At 72.7% G+C, this 16,860-nt stretch carries 8 protein-coding genes; 5 read left to right on the forward strand and 3 right to left on the reverse strand.

What is annotated here, in order from left to right; translation table 11 throughout:
* Positions 1-22: 22 nt before the first annotated feature.
* The 4 genes from IEZ27_RS42015 to IEZ27_RS42030 all read left to right on the forward strand — a co-directional run bounded on the left by IEZ27_RS42015 (position 23) and on the right by IEZ27_RS42030 (position 12,106).
* On the forward strand, positions 23-6,088 hold the full coding sequence (locus tag IEZ27_RS42015) for a phospholipase A2 (protein ID WP_189652370.1): 6,066 nt from the start codon (positions 23-25) through the stop codon (positions 6,086-6,088).
* 154 nt (positions 6,089-6,242) lie between these two features.
* On the forward strand, positions 6,243-9,227 hold the full coding sequence (locus IEZ27_RS42020; RefSeq protein WP_189652371.1) for an AfsR/SARP family transcriptional regulator: 2,985 nt from the start codon (positions 6,243-6,245) through the stop codon (positions 9,225-9,227).
* A 117-nt stretch (positions 9,228-9,344) separates the two neighbouring features.
* The gene (locus tag IEZ27_RS42025) at positions 9,345-9,716 is read left to right on the forward strand and encodes a hypothetical protein (RefSeq protein ID WP_189652372.1); all 372 of its coding nucleotides are present in this window, start codon (positions 9,345-9,347) and stop codon (positions 9,714-9,716) included.
* 74 nt (positions 9,717-9,790) lie between these two features.
* Positions 9,791-12,106: an ATP-binding cassette domain-containing protein gene (locus tag IEZ27_RS42030; RefSeq protein ID WP_189652373.1), complete on the forward strand. Its 2,316-nt coding sequence runs from the start codon at positions 9,791-9,793 to the stop codon at positions 12,104-12,106.
* Between the two features lie 66 nt (positions 12,107-12,172).
* On the opposite strand, the gene IEZ27_RS42035 is transcribed toward IEZ27_RS42030, so the two are convergent.
* Together IEZ27_RS42035 and IEZ27_RS42040 are read right to left on the reverse strand one after the other, a co-directional pair.
* Complete coding sequence (locus tag IEZ27_RS42035; protein ID WP_189652374.1) at positions 12,173-13,048, reverse strand: hypothetical protein; 876 nt, start codon at positions 13,046-13,048, stop codon at positions 12,173-12,175.
* Positions 13,049-13,092: 44 nt separating this feature from the next.
* A complete protein-coding gene (locus tag IEZ27_RS42040) occupies positions 13,093-13,986 on the reverse strand; it encodes a S66 peptidase family protein (protein WP_189652375.1) in 894 nt (297 codons plus the stop codon).
* A gap of 100 nt (positions 13,987-14,086) precedes the next feature.
* Between IEZ27_RS42040 and IEZ27_RS42045 the strand changes: the two genes are divergently transcribed.
* Complete coding sequence (locus IEZ27_RS42045; protein WP_189652376.1) at positions 14,087-14,971, forward strand: sulfotransferase family protein; 885 nt, start codon at positions 14,087-14,089, stop codon at positions 14,969-14,971.
* On the opposite strand, the gene IEZ27_RS42050 is transcribed toward IEZ27_RS42045, so the two are convergent.
* Positions 14,943-16,832 (reverse strand): ABC transporter ATP-binding protein, encoded by a 1,890-nt coding sequence (locus tag IEZ27_RS42050; RefSeq protein ID WP_189652377.1) that lies wholly within the window; start codon positions 16,830-16,832, stop codon positions 14,943-14,945. The genes IEZ27_RS42045 and IEZ27_RS42050 overlap by 29 nt on opposite strands.
* Positions 16,833-16,860 lie beyond the last annotated feature (28 nt).

Here is a 16,860-nt window from a genome sequence, read left to right on the forward strand (position 1 = left end):
CACCCCCCGCGGAGGTTGGACGGTGTTGAAGAAACCCAGGCGGCTGACTCCCTTACCGCCGCTCGTCGTCCTGTTGCTGACGTCCACGGCACTCGTGCCGATCCCCGCGCGGGCCGCCCCGCCCGCGCCCGTCAAGGCCCAGGCCGCGGTGGCCTGCCCGGACGAGATGCCCACCGAGATCTCCGCCCGCCTGGCCGCCGCGGTCTGCGGCAAGCGGGTCAAGGCGGTCTCGCTCACCTCCGAGACCGACGAGTTCTTCGTCAACCCCGCCGGCACGATCACCCAGGAGCACCGCTACCGCCCGGTCCGGGTCAAGCGGGGCGAGGCGTGGGTGGCCGCCGACTCGACGCTGGCCGCGGCCGGGGACGGCTCGGTCGCTCCGAAGGCCGCCGCGGTGGCGTACAGCTTCTCCGGCGGCGGGGACGGCCCGCTGGTGACCGCGTCCGAGCGCGGCACCCGGCTCACCCTGGGCGCGCCGCTCGGCGCCCTGCCCAAGCCGGTGCTGGACGGCGCCACCGCCACCTACGCCGAGGTGCTGCCGGGCGTGGACCTGGTGCTGACCGCCGACGTGGACGGCTTCGCCGAGAAGCTCGTGGTCAAGACCCGCCAGGCCGCGGCGAACCCGGCGCTGAAGCAGCTGACGTTCGCCACCTCGGTGAAGAAGGGCGAGGCCAGGACCGACAAGCACGGCAACGTCTCCGTCGTGGACGCCGCGGGCGAGCCGGTGTTCGGCTCGGCGGCGCCGGAGATGTGGGACGCCGCCACCGAGTCGGCCATGACCCGCAGCCCGGCCGCCCCGGCGCTGGCCGCCCAGGCGGGCCGGCGGGCCAGGATGGGCGTCCGGCTGTCGGGCCGCGAGCTGCGCGTCACCCCCGACGCCGCCCTGCTGGCCGACCCCGCCACCGTCTACCCGGTGACGATCGACCCGAGCTTCACCTCGGCCAAGTCCGGCTGGACGTACGTGGACTCGGCCTATCCCACCAGCGCGTACTGGAACTCCACGAGCGACGCGACGGCCGGCACCAGCAACGGCGGCGGCTACAAGCGGCGCTCGTTCTTCAACATGGGCCTGTCGGGCCTGGCGGGCAAGCACATCACCGCGGCCACGTTCAACATCAAGGAGACGTGGGCCTGGTCCTGCTCGGCGCGGAACGTCGAACTGCACCGGACGGCGGCCGTCGGCTCGGGCACGACGTGGAACAACCAGCCCGCCTCCAACCTGAACGTCGGCGCCAAGAACGTCGCCTACGGCTGGTCGTCGGCCGGTCAGGGCGGCGCCTCGACCTGCCCGGCGGCCTGGGTCGGCTGGGACGTCACCAGCGCCGTGCAGAGCGTCGTGAGCGCGAACGGCACGTCGGTCACCTTCATGGTCAAGGCCGGGAGCGAGACCGACAACTACTACTGGAAGCGCTTCGCCAACAACCCGAACATCTCGATCACCTACAACTCGCTGCCGGGCACGCCGTCGGCCCTGGCCGTCGCGCCCTGCTCGGTGTGCGCCAGCCCGGCCACGGTGGGCGCGGCGCAGCCGACGCTGTCGGCCAAGGTGAGCGACGCCGACGGGCAGGCGCAGCGGGCCGACTTCGAGGTGTGGACGTCCGACCACGCGACCAAGGTGACCGGCGGTTCGGCAGCGAACGTCGCGAACGGCGCCGCCGCCTCCTGGAAGACGGCCACGGCGCTGGCCGGCGCCTCCTACGCCTGGCGGGTGCGAACCCACGACGGCACCGACTACGGCGCCTGGTCGTCCTGGTTCGCCTTCACCGTGGACGCCACGCCGCCGCCCTCCCCCGAGGTGTCCTCCGGCGACTACCCGGAAGACGCCTGGGCCAAGGGCTCCGGGCAGGCCGGGCAGTTCACCATCACGCCCGCCTCGGCCGACGTGTCGTCGGTGTCGTGGTCCTTCGACGGCGGCACGCAGCAGACCGCCGCCAACTCCGGCGCGCCGCACACGGTGAGCTGGACGCCGCCCGCCGACGGCCCGCACACCCTCAAGGCGTGGGTCAAGGACAAGGCGGGCAACCTGTCGGCCGCCACGACGTACGCCTTCAACGTGGGCGCCTCGGCGGTCACCTCGCCCAAGGACGGGCAGTCCACCGCCCGCCGGACGGTCCTTTCGGCCACGGGCAGCGCGGGGCTGAGCGCGGTCACCTTCTCCTACCGGCGCGGCGAGGCCGACGACTGGCACCAGGTGCCGGCGGCCGACGTACGCGGGAAGGCGGACGGGTCGGCGGTCACCTGGCCGGTGGCGATGAGCGCGGGCGCCTCGCCCGAGCTGGTCTGGGACGCCACGCACTCGCTGGCCGAGGACGGCTCGATCGAGATCAGGGCCGAGTTCGTCACCTCGTCGGGCACGGCCGCCTCCCAGCCGGTGGACCTGATCGTGGACCGGGACGCCGAGGGCGCCTCCACCCAGCCGGTCGGCCCCGGCTCGGTCAACACGCTCACCGGCGACTTCAGGATGGCCGCGACGGACGCGAACGTGTACGGCATCGGCCTGATGCGCTCGTTCTCCTCGCGTGACCCGCGCAAGGGCTCGGCGCTGCCGGGCGTGGCGGCCATCTTCGGCACCGAGTGGACGCCGACCGGGCTCGCCCAGTCGGGTCAGGGCACGTTCGCCCAGCTCCGGGCCACCTCGACCACCTCGGTCGAGCTGAGCGGCGAGGGCTCGACGCTGGCCTTCACCAAGAACGCCGACGGCTCCTACGAGCCGCAGCAGGACGCGGCGAGCCTGAAGCTGACCTTCGACGCCGCGGCCGACCGGTACACGCTGTCGGACACGAGCTCGGCCGAGCGCACGGTGTTCGCCAAGGTGGACGCGGCGGCGCCGATCTATCTGGTGCGGGCGGTCTACCCGGCCAGCGGCAAGGGCAGCACGGCCTTCGTTTGGCAGTCGGTGACCGGCTCCGACGGCAAGGCGCTGGCCCGGCCGGTCAAGATCATCGCGCCGTCGTACACGCAGGCGGACTGCGACGTGGATACGCTGGCGAGCCTGCCGCAGGGCTGCCGCCTGATCAAGCTGGACTACGCCACGACCACGACCGCGGGCGCGCAGCTCGGCGACGTGGCCGGGCAGGTCAAGGCGATCAGCCTGTGGGAGGGCGGCGCGAGCGCGCCGCTCGGCCTGTCGGAGTACCGCTACGACGACCTGGGCCGCCTGCGTGAGCAGTGGAACCCGGCCACGCCGGACATCAGGACGCGCTACGACTACGACCTCGGCGGCCGGGTGAACCGTTACACCCCGCCCGGCGAGCTGCCGTGGACGTTCGCCTACGGCAAGGCGGGCAACGCCGACACGGCCTCCGACGGCATGCTGCTGGCCGTCTCCCGGCCGACGCTGCGGCCCGGCACGCCGAGCGAGACGAACGGCACCGCGGTCACGTCGGTGGTCTACGACGTGCCGATCAGCGGGACCGGGGCGCCGTACACGCTGAGCGGGACGGCCACGGCCACCTGGGGGCAGGGCGACGCCCCGGTGGACGCGACCGCGATCTTCCCGGCCGACCAGGTGCCGGCCAACCACACCGGGCGGGGCGGCCTGGCCGCCTCCGACTACGGCCGCGCCACGCTCACGTACCTGAACGCCTCCGGGCAGACGGTCAACCGGGTGGAGCCCGGCGGCGCGGTCTCGACCAGCCAGTACGACGCGCAGGGCAACACGGTGCTCACGCTGTCGGCGGGCAACCGGGCCCTCGCCCTCGGGCAGACGCCGGACGCGGGCACCGAGCTGGCCCGGCTGGGGCTGCTCAACGCCTCGACCGCCGACCGGGCGCGGGCCCTGGCCGAGGAGTCGGCCTACAGCTCCGACGGGCAGCGCATGGTCTCCGAGCTGGGCCCGCTGCACCTGGTCACGCTGAACGGCGCGCAGGTCGCGGCCAGGAAGCACACGGTCAACACCTTCGACGAGGGCCGGCCGGCCGACGCCAAGGTGTCGAACCTGGCCACGACGGTCGCGGTGGGCGCGTACGTGCCCGGCGCCGCCGCCGACGCCGACGTGCGGACGAACCGGACGTACTACGACTGGAACACCGGCAAGAGCGTCAAGACCGTCGAGGACCCCGGCGGCCTGGCGATCACCAAGACGACCGCGTACGACTCCGACGGCCGGGTGGTCGCCACGACGATGCCGAAGTCGTCCGGCGCCGACGCGGGCACCACGACCAGCGAGTACTACACCGCCGACGGCACCGGGACGTGCGGCGGCAAGGCCGAGTGGGCCGGGCAGCTCTGCCGTACCAAGGCCGGGAGCGGCGTCTCCGACAACGGCACCCGCCCGGCCGAGCTGGTCACCAAGGTGTACGCCTACGAGCCCGGCGGCCGGGTGTCGTCGGTGACCGAGACGGCCAACGGGGTGACCAGGACCACGACCACGACGTACAACCCGGCGGGCGACATCGTGAAGACCGTCGTCGGCGGCGGGGCCGGCACGGTGGTGCCCGAGGTGAGCACCGTCTACGACGCGGCCGGGCGCGCGGTCAGGACCACGGCCTCCAACGGGACCGTGATCACCCGCGAGTACGACGCGCTGGGCCGCCAGACGTCCTACACCGACGCCGACGGCGGCGTGACCAGGGTCGAGTACGACGCCCTCGACCGCATCACCAGGAAGACCGACGGCGCGCCCTCGACGGTCACCTACGCCTACGACGACGTGCGCGGCGCGCTGGCCACCATGACCGACTCGGTGGCCGGGACGTTCACGGCGACGTACAACGTCGACGGCTCGATCACCCACGAGAACCTGCCGGGAGGAGTGTCCTACGACCTGACCAGGGACCCGTCGGGCGCGCCGGCCACGCGCGTCTACCGGACCACGGCCGGGGTGAAGCTGCTGGACGACTCGGTGACCTGGTCGATCCACGGCCAGCAGGTCACCCACAACGGGCTGTCCGCGCAGAAGATCGGCTACGACCGGCTGGGCCGGATCGCCACGGTGGACGACACCGTGAGCGGGATCTGCGCGCGCCGGGCCTACGGCTACGACGCCAACTCCAACAGGACGGGGCTGACGTCGAGCGCCTGCGACGGCTCGGGCGCGGTCACCGAGAACCACGCCTACGACGGCGGCGACCGGCTGGCCGACGCGGGCTACGAGTACGACGCCTACGGCCGTACCACGGGCACGCCGGCCGGGCTGAAGGTGGAGTACTACAACACCGACCTGGTCCGGCAGATGACGTCGGGGACGGTGCGGCAGTCGTACACGCTGGACCCGGAGCTGCGGCGGGACACCACCACGCTGGAGCAGCTCAGCGGCGGCACGTGGAGCCAGACCGGCAGGCGGGTGGAGCACTTCGACGCCGACGACGACACGCCCGCCTGGGTCGTGGAGGGCGGCGCCGTCACCAGGAACGTGCACTCCATCTCCGGCGGCCTGGCCGCGGTCACCTCGGCCACCGGGGACGTGCGGCTGCAGCTGACCAACCTGCACGACGACATCAACGTCGTCTACGCCGGCGGCGTGCCGCTGGCGCTGGACTTCGACGAGTTCGGCAACCCGCGCGCCGGCCAGCCGGCGATGCGGTACGGCTGGCACGGCGCCGCCGAGCGGGCCGCCGACACCCCCGACGGCACGATCCTCATGGGCGTCCGGCTCTACCAGCCCAAGCTGGGACGTTTCCTGCAGACCGACCCGGTGGAGGGCGGCAGCGCCAACGCCTACGACTACGCCAACCAGTCACCGACCTCCAACGCCGACCTGGACGGCAAGAAGTGGTACTGGTGCACCAACTTCTGGCACTTCGCCTTCAACCACTGCGGCGTCAGCTACGCCTACTACCACGGGAGCTGGCGTTACGTGCAGTGGAAGAAGACGCCGGCCGGCTGGTGGGTGCGCGGCGTGTACTACGACTACTGCACCAAGTCCCCCGACAAGCCGCTCGGCTACGACTTCCGGCAGGCGTGCATGATGCACGACTACGGGTACGCCCTGCGAAATATGGGGTATGTCCATAGCAAGTACCAGGTGGACTACATCTTCTACTACGTCCTGTACTGGGGCGTCTGCTCCCACTACTTCTTCAAGGGGACATGTCGCCGCATCGCGTACGCGTACTTCCTTTCGGTGGTCGCCTTCGGCCACCCGTGACCTAGGATGAGCCACCGGCGGGAGCCACCACGAAGGGCTCCCGCCGGTGCCCTTTTCTCCCGGTCCGACCGATGGGTTGACGGAAGTCGGACGTTGATGCACATTGAAGCAGCTTTGATCTTCCTTGTGCACACACGTCCTTGGCGGGAGCGCGATGGAGTTCGCCGTACTTGGGCCGCTTCACGTCTCGGGTGAGCGAGGGCCGCTGCCGCTCGGCGGCGGCAAGCAGCGCATCCTGCTGGCCGAGCTCCTGTGCCGGGCCGGCCGCCCGGTCTCCCCCGCCACGCTCGTCGAGGCCCTGTGGGAGCAGCGCCCGCCGCGCACCGCCGCCGACAACCTCCGCCTGTACGTGCACCAGCTCCGCAGGACACTCGGCCAGGACCGCATCACCCGTACCGACGCCGGGTTCGTGCTGGCCGTGCACCCGGGCGAGCTGGACGCCGAACGCTTCGAGACCCTGGCCGGCCAGGGCGGCTCCGCGCTGTCCCACGGCGACCACGAACGCGCCGCCACGCTGCTGCGGCAGGCGCTGGAGTTGTGGCGCGGGGCCGCGTACGCGGGGCTGAACCTCACCGCCGGGCTCCGCGACCACGCCCGCCGCCTGGAGGAGGAGCGCCTGGCGGCGCTGGAGCACCGGATCGAGGCGGACCTGGCCCGCGGCCTGGACGCCGCGCTGATCGCGGAGCTGACCGAGCTGGTCGCCGAGCACCCGCTGCGCGAGCGCCCGCGCCGCCAGCTCATGCTGGCCCTGGCCAGGTCGGGACGGCAGGCCGAGGCCCTGGCCAGCTACCGCGAGGCCCGCCGGGTGTTCGCCGCCGAGCTGGGCCTCGATCCCGGGGCCGAGCTCAACCGCGTGCACCAGGCCATCCTCACCGGCACCCTCGACCCGGCCCCGGACGGCGCCGGGCCGTCCGTCGCGCGCTCCCCCGCCCAGCTCCCGACCGACATCACCGACTTCACCGGCCGCGACGAGCAGCTCGCTCAGCTCACGGCCCTGCTCGGCGACGAACCCCCGCCGGGGCCCGGCCAGGTACGGGTGTGCGTGATCGCGGGCATGGGCGGCGTCGGCAAGACCACGCTGGCCGTGCACGCCGCCCACCGCATCGCCCGCCGCTACCCCGACGGCCAGCTCCACGCGAACCTGCACGGCGCCGAGGCCAGCCCCGCCGACCCCGGCCAGGTGCTGGCCGCCTTCCTCACCGCGCTCGGCGTGCCGCGCTCCACGCTGCCCGAGGGCACAGACGAGCGGGCCGCGCTGTTCCGCAGCAGCCTGGCCGAGCGGCGCATGCTGATCGTGCTCGACAACGCCGCCTCCGAGCAGCAGGTGCGCCCGCTGCTGCCGGGCACGTCCGGCTGCGCGGTCATCGTCACCAGCAGGGCCAGGCTGAGCGGACTGTCCGGCGCGGCCCTGATCGAGCTGTCGGTGCTGCACCTGCGGCAGGGCGTACGCCTGCTGAGCAGGATCGCCGGCATCGGGCGGGTGGCGGCCGAGCCGGAGGCGGCGGCGGAGATCGTCCGGCTCTCCGACGGCATCCCGCTGGCCGTACGGGTGGCCGGGGCCCGGCTGGTGGCCCGGCCGCACTGGCCGCTGACCCGGCTGGCCGGGCAGCTCAAGGACGAACGGCGGCGGCTCGACCAGTTCGCGACCGGCGACCTGGCGGTCCGGGCCAGCCTGGCACTCAGCTACGTGGGGCTGGAGCCGGCCGCGCGGCGGGCCTTCCGGCTGCTTGGCGCGCTGGAGGTGCCCGACTTCGCCGGGTGGGTGGCGTCCGCGCTGCTCGACCTGCCCGTACCGGCGGGCGAGGAGCTGGTGGAGTCGCTGGTGGACACGCAGCTCGTGCTGATGAGCGGCGTCGATCCGGCCGGGCAGCCGCGCTACCGCTTCCACGACCTGGTCCGCCTGTACGCCCGCGAGCGCGCCGAGCTGGAGGACCGGCCCGAGGCGGTCGCGGCGGCGCTCGGGCGGGCGTTCGGCGGCTGGCTCGCGCTGGCCGAGCAGGCCACCGAACGCGTCCAGGGCAGCTCGTCGGCCATCATCCACGGCTCGGCCCCGCGCTGGAGCCCGCCGGACGGCACGCCGTGGGAGATCCGGCAGGACCCGATGGCCTGGTTCGACACCGAGCGTACGGCGCTGGTCGCGGCGATCCGGCAGGCGTGCGCGCTCGGCCTGGCCGAGGTCGCCTGGGACACCGCCTGCTGCGCCGAGCGTTACTTCGACGTGAGCGGCCTGTTCGACGACTGGCGGGCGCTGCACGAGCGGGTGCTGGCCGCCTGCCTGGCCGCGGGCGACCGGCTCGGCGAGGCGGTGATCAGGCGCGGCCTCATGCACGCCACCACCTGGACCGAGACCGGCGGCGCCATGGCCGCCCAGTACGACGGCGCCGAACGGCTGATCGCCATGTTCACCGAGCTGGGCGAGCGGCGCGGCCTGTCGGACGCGTACGTGCTGCGCGCCTGGGGCGAGGCGGCCAGGGGCGACATGGCGCACGGCCTGCGCTCGGGCCGGATCGCGCTGGACCTGGCCGAACGCAGCGGCCACCAGGGCGGCGAGGCCAGGGCGCACGTGTGCATGGCGGTGGCCTACGGCACCAGGGACATCAAGATGGCCATCGTGCACCTGCTGCGCGGCCTCGACCTGGCCACGAAGCTCGGCAACCCGCGGTTCGAGGCCACGACCCTGCAGTTCCTCGGCCTCGCGCACGCCCACGCCAAGGAGTTCGAGGCCGGGCTGGAGTACATGGTGCGGGCGCTGGCCATCTACCGGCAGATCCGCGACCCGCTGCTGGAGGCGATGGGCCTGGTCGCGCTGGCCAAGCTGTACGCCGGGCACCACGACGCGCGGGCCAGGGCGGTGGCCGAGGCGGCCGAGCTGATGAGCCGTTCCCACCGGCTGGCCCACCATCAGGCCGACGCGCTGTGGGTGCTGGGCGGGGTGGACCTGGCCGAGGGGCGGGTGGCCGAGGCGGTCGCGCACCTGGAGGAGTCGGTGCGGCTGTGGCGTACGCGGGGGTGGCGGGAGTTCCTGGCGGGGGCGCTCGGGAGTCTGGCCGAGGCGTACACGGCGGCGGGGGACCCGGCGGCGGCGGCCGCGGCCCGGCTGGAGGCCGAGACGCTTGCCGGTTCTCCTCAGGCGGGTTGAGTACCTGAGCGCTGTGTCCGGGGCCCGGCCGTGGGCATGCTGGTCGCCAGGACCGCTTGGGGGCGTACCGCGAGGAGTGAGATGTCCTTGAGAAGTGAGATGCCGCTGAGGAGTGAGATGCCGCGTTCCGCCCTGTTGTGGGCCGTGATCCTGATCGCCGCGGGCGTGGCCGCCGTGGCCGTGTGCGTGCTGACCGCGCCCGCGGTCGCCCCCGGCGCGCCGCGGGACATCCTGGACTCCCCCGCGCTCCTGCCGGCCTTCGCCGCGCTGGCGGTCCTGGCCGGGCTGGCCGCCTGGGCCGCCCCGCACCCCTTGTGGGGCGCCGTCGCCGCCGCGCCGTTCTTCGTGTACTTCGCCGCCGGGGTGGCCGGCGAGCTGCGGGAGGGCGGGCAGGGAATGTGGCCGGTCGGCCTGATGTTCCTGATCGGCCTCACGCTGCTGCCGCTGGCCGCCTCGCTCGTCACGTCTCTGGTCGCCAGGTCCCGCTGAGCCCACGCCCACCGTATGGCGTACGGTACGATCGCCTCTCCCGCCTTCCATTTGATGTGAAAAGAAGGGATTCCGTGGCCTTCAGCGCTCAGACGGGCGACGTCCGCGCCCGCTCCTCCGATCACACCGCCGCCGACAGCCACGACGTCATCCAGGTACGCGGCGCCCGCGAGAACAACCTGACCGGCGTCGACCTCGACCTGCCCAAACGCCGCCTCAGCGTGTTCACCGGCGTGTCCGGCTCAGGGAAGTCCTCGCTCGTCTTCGACACGATCGCGGCCGAGTCCAGGCGGCTGATCGACGAGACCTACACCACGTTCGTCCAGAACTTCATGCCGAGCCTCGCCCGTCCCGACGTCGACTCGCTGCGGAACCTGAGCGCGGCGATCATCGTGGACCAGGAGCGGATGGGGGCCAACGCCCGCTCGACCGTGGGCACCGCGACGGACACGTACACGATGTTGCGGATCATGTTCAGCCGGATCGGCTCGCCGCAGGTCGGGCCGCCGTTCGCGTTCAGCTTCAACCGCGCCGAGGGCATGTGCCCCGAGTGCGAGGGGCTCGGCAAGGTCGCCGGCATCGACATCGACGAGCTGGTCGACCGGGACAAGACCCTGAACGAGGGCGCGATCAAGGTCCCCGGCTTCGCGGTCGACACCTGGTACTGGCAGATCATGGCCGGCTCCGGCCTGTACGACCCCGACACCAAACTCCGCGACTTCACCCCCCAGCAATGGGAGGACCTCCTCGACAAGCCCGCCACGAAGATCAAGTACGGCTCCAACAACTTCACCTACGAAGGACTCGTCACCAAGGTCAAGCGGCAGTTCCTGGCCAAGGACCGCGAGTCGATGCAGACGCAGGCGCGGGCCTTCGCCGACCGCGCGCTCAAGCTGACCGGCTGCACCGCCTGCGGCGGCTCCCGGCTGAACGAGGCCGCCCGCTCCTCCCTCATCGCCGGCCGCAACATCGCCGACTGCTCGGCCATGCAGATCAACGACCTGGCCGAGTTCGTCAAGGGCGTCGACGACCCGAGCGTCGGCCCGGTGCTCCAGGGGCTGCGCGACACGCTGGAGTCGCTGGTCGAGATCGGCCTCGGCTACCTGAGCCTGGACCGCGAGTCCGGCACGCTGTCCGGCGGCGAGGCCCAGCGCGTGAAGATGGTGCGCCACCTGACCTCCAGCCTGACCGACGTCACCTACGTCTTCGACGAGCCGACCGCCGGGCTGCACCCGCACGACATCCAGCGGATGAACAACCTGCTGCTCCAGCTCCGCGACAAGGGCAACACCGTGCTCGTGGTCGAGCACAAGCCCGAGGTGATCGAGATCGCCGACCACGTCGTGGACCTCGGCCCCGGCGCGGGCACCGCGGGCGGCCGCGTCTGCTACGCCGGCGACCTCGACGGGCTGCGCGGCTCCGGCACCCTGACCGGCCGCTACCTCGGCCACCGGGCCGCGCTGCGCACCGGCGCCCGCGCGGCCAAGGGCCACCTGGAGGTCCGCGGCGCCACCCTGCACAACCTGCGCGGCGTGGACGTGGACATCCCGCTCGGCGTGCTCACCGTCGTCACCGGCGTGGCCGGCTCGGGCAAGAGCTCCCTCATCCACGGGTACGTCTCCGGCCGCGAGGGCGTCGTGGTCGCCGACCAGTCGCCGATCCGCGGGTCCAGGCGCAGCAACCCGGCCACGTACACGGGCGTGCTCGACCCCATCCGTACGGCGTTCGCCAAGGCCAACGGGGTCAAGCCGGCCCTGTTCAGCGCGAACTCCGAGGGCGCCTGCCCGGCGTGCAAGGGCATCGGCCTGATCTACACCGAGCTGGCGATGATGGCCGACGTGGCGTCGGTGTGCGAGGCGTGCGAAGGCCGGCGGTTCACGCCGGAGGTGCTGACGTACCGGCTGCGCGGCAAGAACATCAGCGAGGTCCTGGAGATGCCGGTGGCCGAGGCGCGCGAGTTCTTCACCACCGGCCAGGCCAGGACGATCCTCGACCGCCTCGACTCGGTCGGCCTGGGCTACCTCGGGCTCGGTCAGCCGCTCACCACGCTGTCGGGCGGCGAGCGCCAGCGGCTCAAGCTGGCCATCCACATGGCCAAGAACGGCACCACGTACGTGCTGGACGAGCCCACCACCGGCCTGCACCTGGCCGACGTGGACCAGTTGCTGGGCCTGCTCGACCGGCTCGTGGACGACGGCAACACCGTCATCGTCATCGAGCACCACCAGGCGGTGATGGCCCACGCCGACTGGATCATCGACCTCGGTCCCGGCGCCGGCCACGACGGCGGCCAGGTGGTGTTCACCGGCACCCCGGAACGGCTCGTCGCCGAGGGAACCTCGCTCACCGCCGTGCACCTGCGGGACTACGTAGGACACGAGGCCCCGTAACGGGCCGGACCTCCCGGGTCACCAGGCTCGGGAGGTCCCCCACCACGGGGGACACCCGCCGCCGGGTCAGACGGCCAGGCGGGCCAGGATGCGGGCGAACTCGGGCGGCGGCGCCACCACGAGCCTGGTCTGCCCTCGCTGCAACACGATGTCGGCCTTGATCAGGGTCAACCGCCCCGCGTGCCACCAGTAGACCTGCGGGCTGAGCCCGCCCGTACGGGCCGCGTGCACCCGCAGCCGCTCGATGGCCCGCACCACGCCGATCCCGTCCACCGGGTGCACCAGCACCGTGTACGGATCCGGCAGCACCGCCAGCACGCCGTCGGCGGGCACCGGGCGGTAGTCGCCGAGCCAGCGCAGATGCGTGGCGGCCGAGGGCCCCCGGCCGGTCAGCCGGGTCACCGGCGTGCCGCCCAGCTCGATGTTCTCGGTCCGCAGCCGTTCCTCGCGCCGGACGTTCGCGACGGCCAGGTCGAGCGCCCGCGCCGTCGGCACGGGCCAGCAGCCGGCCTCCTCGGGCCGTACCAGCCGGGTGCCGATGGTCAGCAGCTCCACCAGGTCGGCGTTGAGGTGCCGGCCCACCACCCGGGTCAGGTCGGCGACCTCGTCGACCGACTCCACCCGGGTGCGCAGCAGGGGGCCGGCCTGGTCGAGGTCGCAGGCGTCGTAGCGTTCGTCGGCGGTGGCAAGGGCGTGCGCGAGGTGCTCGGAGACCAGCACCGGCCAGTCCTCCCTGGCCCGCCGTCCGGCCTCGCGGCGCAGCCCGGTCAGCTTCACGACCATCGCGGTGACCCCGTCGCCGCGCAGGGTCAGGGACGCGCCGTCGCGGGCGAACTCGCACACGAACCCCAGGGAGTCCGCGACGAGGCCGAGCAGGGAGTCGAGGTCGACGTCCTCGATCGGCCGGCGAGGGGGCTCCCGGTCACGCCTGAAGAAACTCACGCCACCGTGTCCCCTCTGCCGGATTCGTCCCTTTGCGTGTCTTCCTACCTTGCCTGCTCACCGTCGCGGAACGGACCAGCCAGTGAGCACGATTCGGTATCGATAACCCCAAGCTCGCCCAGCCACACACTCATCTGTGGTGACCCGTGCCCCACCGGAAGCCCGGCCACCACGGGCACCCCGAGCGGCGCCAGCCGGTCCGCCAGCACCGGGTACGGATCGCCGCAGTCCACCCACGACCCCAGCGCGATCCCCCGTACCCCCGCGAACGCCCCCGCCTGCAACAACTGCGTCAACATGCGGTCGATCCGGTACGGCTCCTCCCCGATGTCCTCCAGCAGCACCAGCTTGCCGTCGAACGAGGGCTGGTGGCGGGTGCCGCACATCGAGGCCAGCAGCGACAGGTTGCCCCCGGTGAGCACGCCCTCGGCCCGTCCGGGCGACAACACCCGGTCGCCCCGCACGATCGTGCTCTCCCCGGCCAGCGCCGCCCGCAGGCTCTCCCACGTCAGCGGCTCGGGGCCCTGCTCGGCGGCCATGAGGTCGCAGGCCGGCATCGGACCGTGCAGCGTCGGCACGCCCAGCTCGATCGCGAAGGCGTTGTGCAGCGCCGTGATGTCGCTGGAGCCGATGAGCACCTTCGGCCGGGCCGCGCGCATGGCGTCCCAGTCGAGCAGGTCGAGCAGCCGGGCCGCGCCGTAGCCGCCCCGGCCGCAGAAGACCACCGAGACGGCCGGGTCGCACCAGGCGGCCTGGAGGTCGGCGGCGCGGGCGGCGTCCTCGCCGGCCAGGTAGTCGAGCCCCTGACGGTCGAGCGCGTGCGTCCCGACCAGCACCTTCAGCCCCAGGGCCGCCAGTCGCTCGACGCCCCGCCCGAGCTGGTCGGCGCGGGGCGGCCCCGACGGCATGACGATCGCGACGGTGTCACCTTGCTGCATCGCTCAACTCCTGGACGCCGGGGAGCGCAGGGCCGCGGTGAGCACCGAAGCCCGGCTTGGCTCGTTCTCCTGCCAAACGGTGTCACACTTGTGGTCCAGTATGCGACTTCCGCCCCACATCCTCGTGGTCAACGGCATCAAGGTCCGCAGGCCCGTCTTCCTGCTCGGCGCCCCGCATTCCGGCGCGGACCTGCTGGCCCGCGCCCTGAAACGGTCGCCCGGCTTCCACGTCACGACGGGCCGCGCGAGCGTGACCCACGTCGTGTACGCCTTCGCCCGCAAACCCACCATCAGCCGTACGTCCGGCGCGGTCCGCGTGCTGCGTGACGCGCTGGCCGAGTCGTGGCAGGTCACCCCGCGTTCGTGCGGCCAGTGCGCCGAGCCGTGCCGGGAGGCGGGCGGCGTGACGGGCAACGGGCCGTGCGTGGCGGCGGACGAGGTGACACGCTTCGGCGACGGCAGCCCCGACCTGCTCTACAGCGCGCCCGTGCTGCTCCAGGCGTTCCCCGACGCCCGGTTCGTCCAGCTCATCAGGGACGGCAGGGACGCCGTCGCCGGCATGCTCGCCGACCCGGCGTGCCTGGCCTGGTTCAAGCCCGCGATGTTGTCCGAGATCACCGAGTTCCCCAACGCCTTCCTCGGCGTCAACAAGGACGAGCACTTCGAGCGCTGGAAGGGCATGCCCACGGCGGGCAAGGCGGCGCTGCGCTGGCGCAGCGCCGTACGGCTGAGCGCCGAGCTGCGCCGCGAGCTGCCCGAGCAGCAGCTTCTCACCGTCCGCTACGAGGACCTGGCGGCCAAGCCGGCCGAGACGGTCTCCGCGCTCACCGGCTTCCTGGAGACGCGCGTGTCCAAGGTCGCGCTGTACGGCGCCCGCGCCCCCGAGGTCGGCGTCTGGCGCTCCCGGCTCAGGCCCGCGGACCTGGAGCTGGTGGAGAAGGTCGCCCGGCAGGAGCTCACCCGGCTGGGCTACCTCCCGACCTGAACTGGGTGCGGTAGAGCTCGGCGTAGTGGCCGTCGTGCTCCAGCAGCTCCTCGTGCCGACCACGCTCGGCCACGCGCCCGTCGTGCACGACCAGGATCTCGTCGGCCTCCCTGATCGTGGACAGCCGGTGGGCGATGACCAGCGACGTACGGCCCAGCAACGCCGTCTTGAGCGCGAGCTGCACCGCCGCCTCGGACTCGGAGTCGAGGTGCGCGGTGGCCTCGTCGAGCACGACCACGCGCGGCGCCTTCAGCAGCAGCCTGGCCAGCGCGAGCCGCTGCTTCTCGCCGCCGGACAGCCGGTAGCCGCGGTCGCCGACGACGGTGTCGAGCCCGTCGGGCAGCCCCTCGACCAGGTCGCCGATCTGCGCGGCCCGCAGCGCCTCCCAGATCTCCTCATCGCTCGCGCCGGGCCTGGCGTAGCGGAGGTTGGCCCCGATCGTGTCGTGGAAGAGGTGGGCGTCCTGCATCACGACGCCCACGGTGTCGCGCAGCGAGTCGAGCGTGGCCTCGCGCACGTCGAGCCCGTTGATCCGGACGGCGCCCGCGTCGACGTCGTAGAGGCGTGAGACCAGGGAGGTGATCGTGGTCTTGCCCGCGCCGGAGTGGCCGACCAGGGCGATCATCTCGCCGGGCCGGGCGGTGAAGGACACACCCTTGAGCACTTCCTGCGAGGGGCCGCCGGAGTCCTGCCGGGCCACCGACTCCAGCGAGGCGAGGGAGACCTCCTCGGCGGACGGGTAGCGGAAGCGCACGTCGTCGAACTCGATGGTGACCGGCCCCTCGGGCACCGGCCGCGCGCCGGGCCGCTGGGCCACCATCGGCCGGAGGTCGAGGATCTCGAAGACGCGGTCGAAGCTGACCAGCGCCGTCATCACGTCCACGTGCACGTTCGACAGGGACGTCAGCGGGCCGTACAGGCGCATCAGGAGGGCGGTGAGGGCCACCAGGGTGCCCAGCTCGAAGACGCCGTCCACGGCCAGCACGCCGCCGATGCCGTAGACCAGCGCGGTGGCCAGGGCGGCGACCAGGCCGAGCGCGACCCGGAACACGGTGCCGTACATGCCGACGGTCACGCCGACGTCGCGGACGCGGGCGGCGCGGGCGGAGTAGGTGGCCGCGTCGTCCTCGGGACGGCCGTAGAGCTTGGCGACCATGGCTCCGGCCACGTTGAAGCGCTCGGTGGTGACCGAGCTCATCTCGGCGTCGAGCTGCATCTGCTCGCGGGTCAGCGCGGACATGCGCCGGCCGACGTACTTGGCGGGCACGACGAAGATCGGCAGCAGCACCAGCGCGACCAGCGTCACCTGCCACGACAGTGCCAGCATCGCGCCCAGCACCAGGACCAGGCTGACCACGTTGGACACCACGGACGACAGCGTGCTGGTCAGCGCCCGCTGGGCGCCGATGACGTCGCTGTTGAGCCTGCTGACCAGCGCGCCGGTCTGCGCCCGCATGAAGAAGGCCACCGGCATGCGCTGCACGTGGTCGAACACCTCGGTGCGCAGGTCGTAGATGAGCCCCTCGCCGATACGCGAAGAGAACCAGCGCTGCGCCAGCGTCAGGGCTGCGTCGAGGACGGCGAGCGCGGCGATGGCCACGGCCAGCCCGATCACGACGCCCGTGCGCCCGGTCAGGATGCCGTCGTCGATGATCGCCTTCATCAGCAGCGGGTTGGCGACCACGATCACCGCCCCCGCCACCACGAGCAGCAGGAACGCCACGATCTTCCTGGTGTGCGGACGCGCGTGCCGGGCTATGCGCCGGACCGTGCCCGGCGCGATGCGCTGCTTGGTCACCGAGTCGTCACGGCGCAGCGACGTCCAGACATGAGGGCCGAAGCCCCCTCCCATCATCGCCATCGGGGGATACCTCCTCCTCCCCCGGAGT

This window comes from Nonomuraea spiralis (assembly GCF_014648435.1).
Lineage (GTDB): Bacteria > Actinomycetota > Actinomycetes > Streptosporangiales > Streptosporangiaceae > Nonomuraea > Nonomuraea spiralis.

Excerpts from the sequence above, each read along its gene's own strand:
- IEZ27_RS42020 (WP_189652371.1), top strand. The coding sequence starts at position 6,243 with ATGGAGTTCGCCGTACTTGGGCCGCTTCACGTCTCGGGTGAGCGAGGG.
- IEZ27_RS42025 (WP_189652372.1), top strand. The coding sequence starts at position 9,345 with ATGCCGCGTTCCGCCCTGTTGTGGGCCGTGATCCTGATCGCCGCGGGC.
- IEZ27_RS42040 (WP_189652375.1), bottom strand. The coding sequence starts at position 13,986 with ATGCAGCAAGGTGACACCGTCGCGATCGTCATGCCGTCGGGGCCGCCC.
- IEZ27_RS42045 (WP_189652376.1), top strand. The coding sequence starts at position 14,087 with ATGCGACTTCCGCCCCACATCCTCGTGGTCAACGGCATCAAGGTCCGC.
- IEZ27_RS42050 (WP_189652377.1), bottom strand. The coding sequence starts at position 16,832 with ATGGCGATGATGGGAGGGGGCTTCGGCCCTCATGTCTGGACGTCGCTG.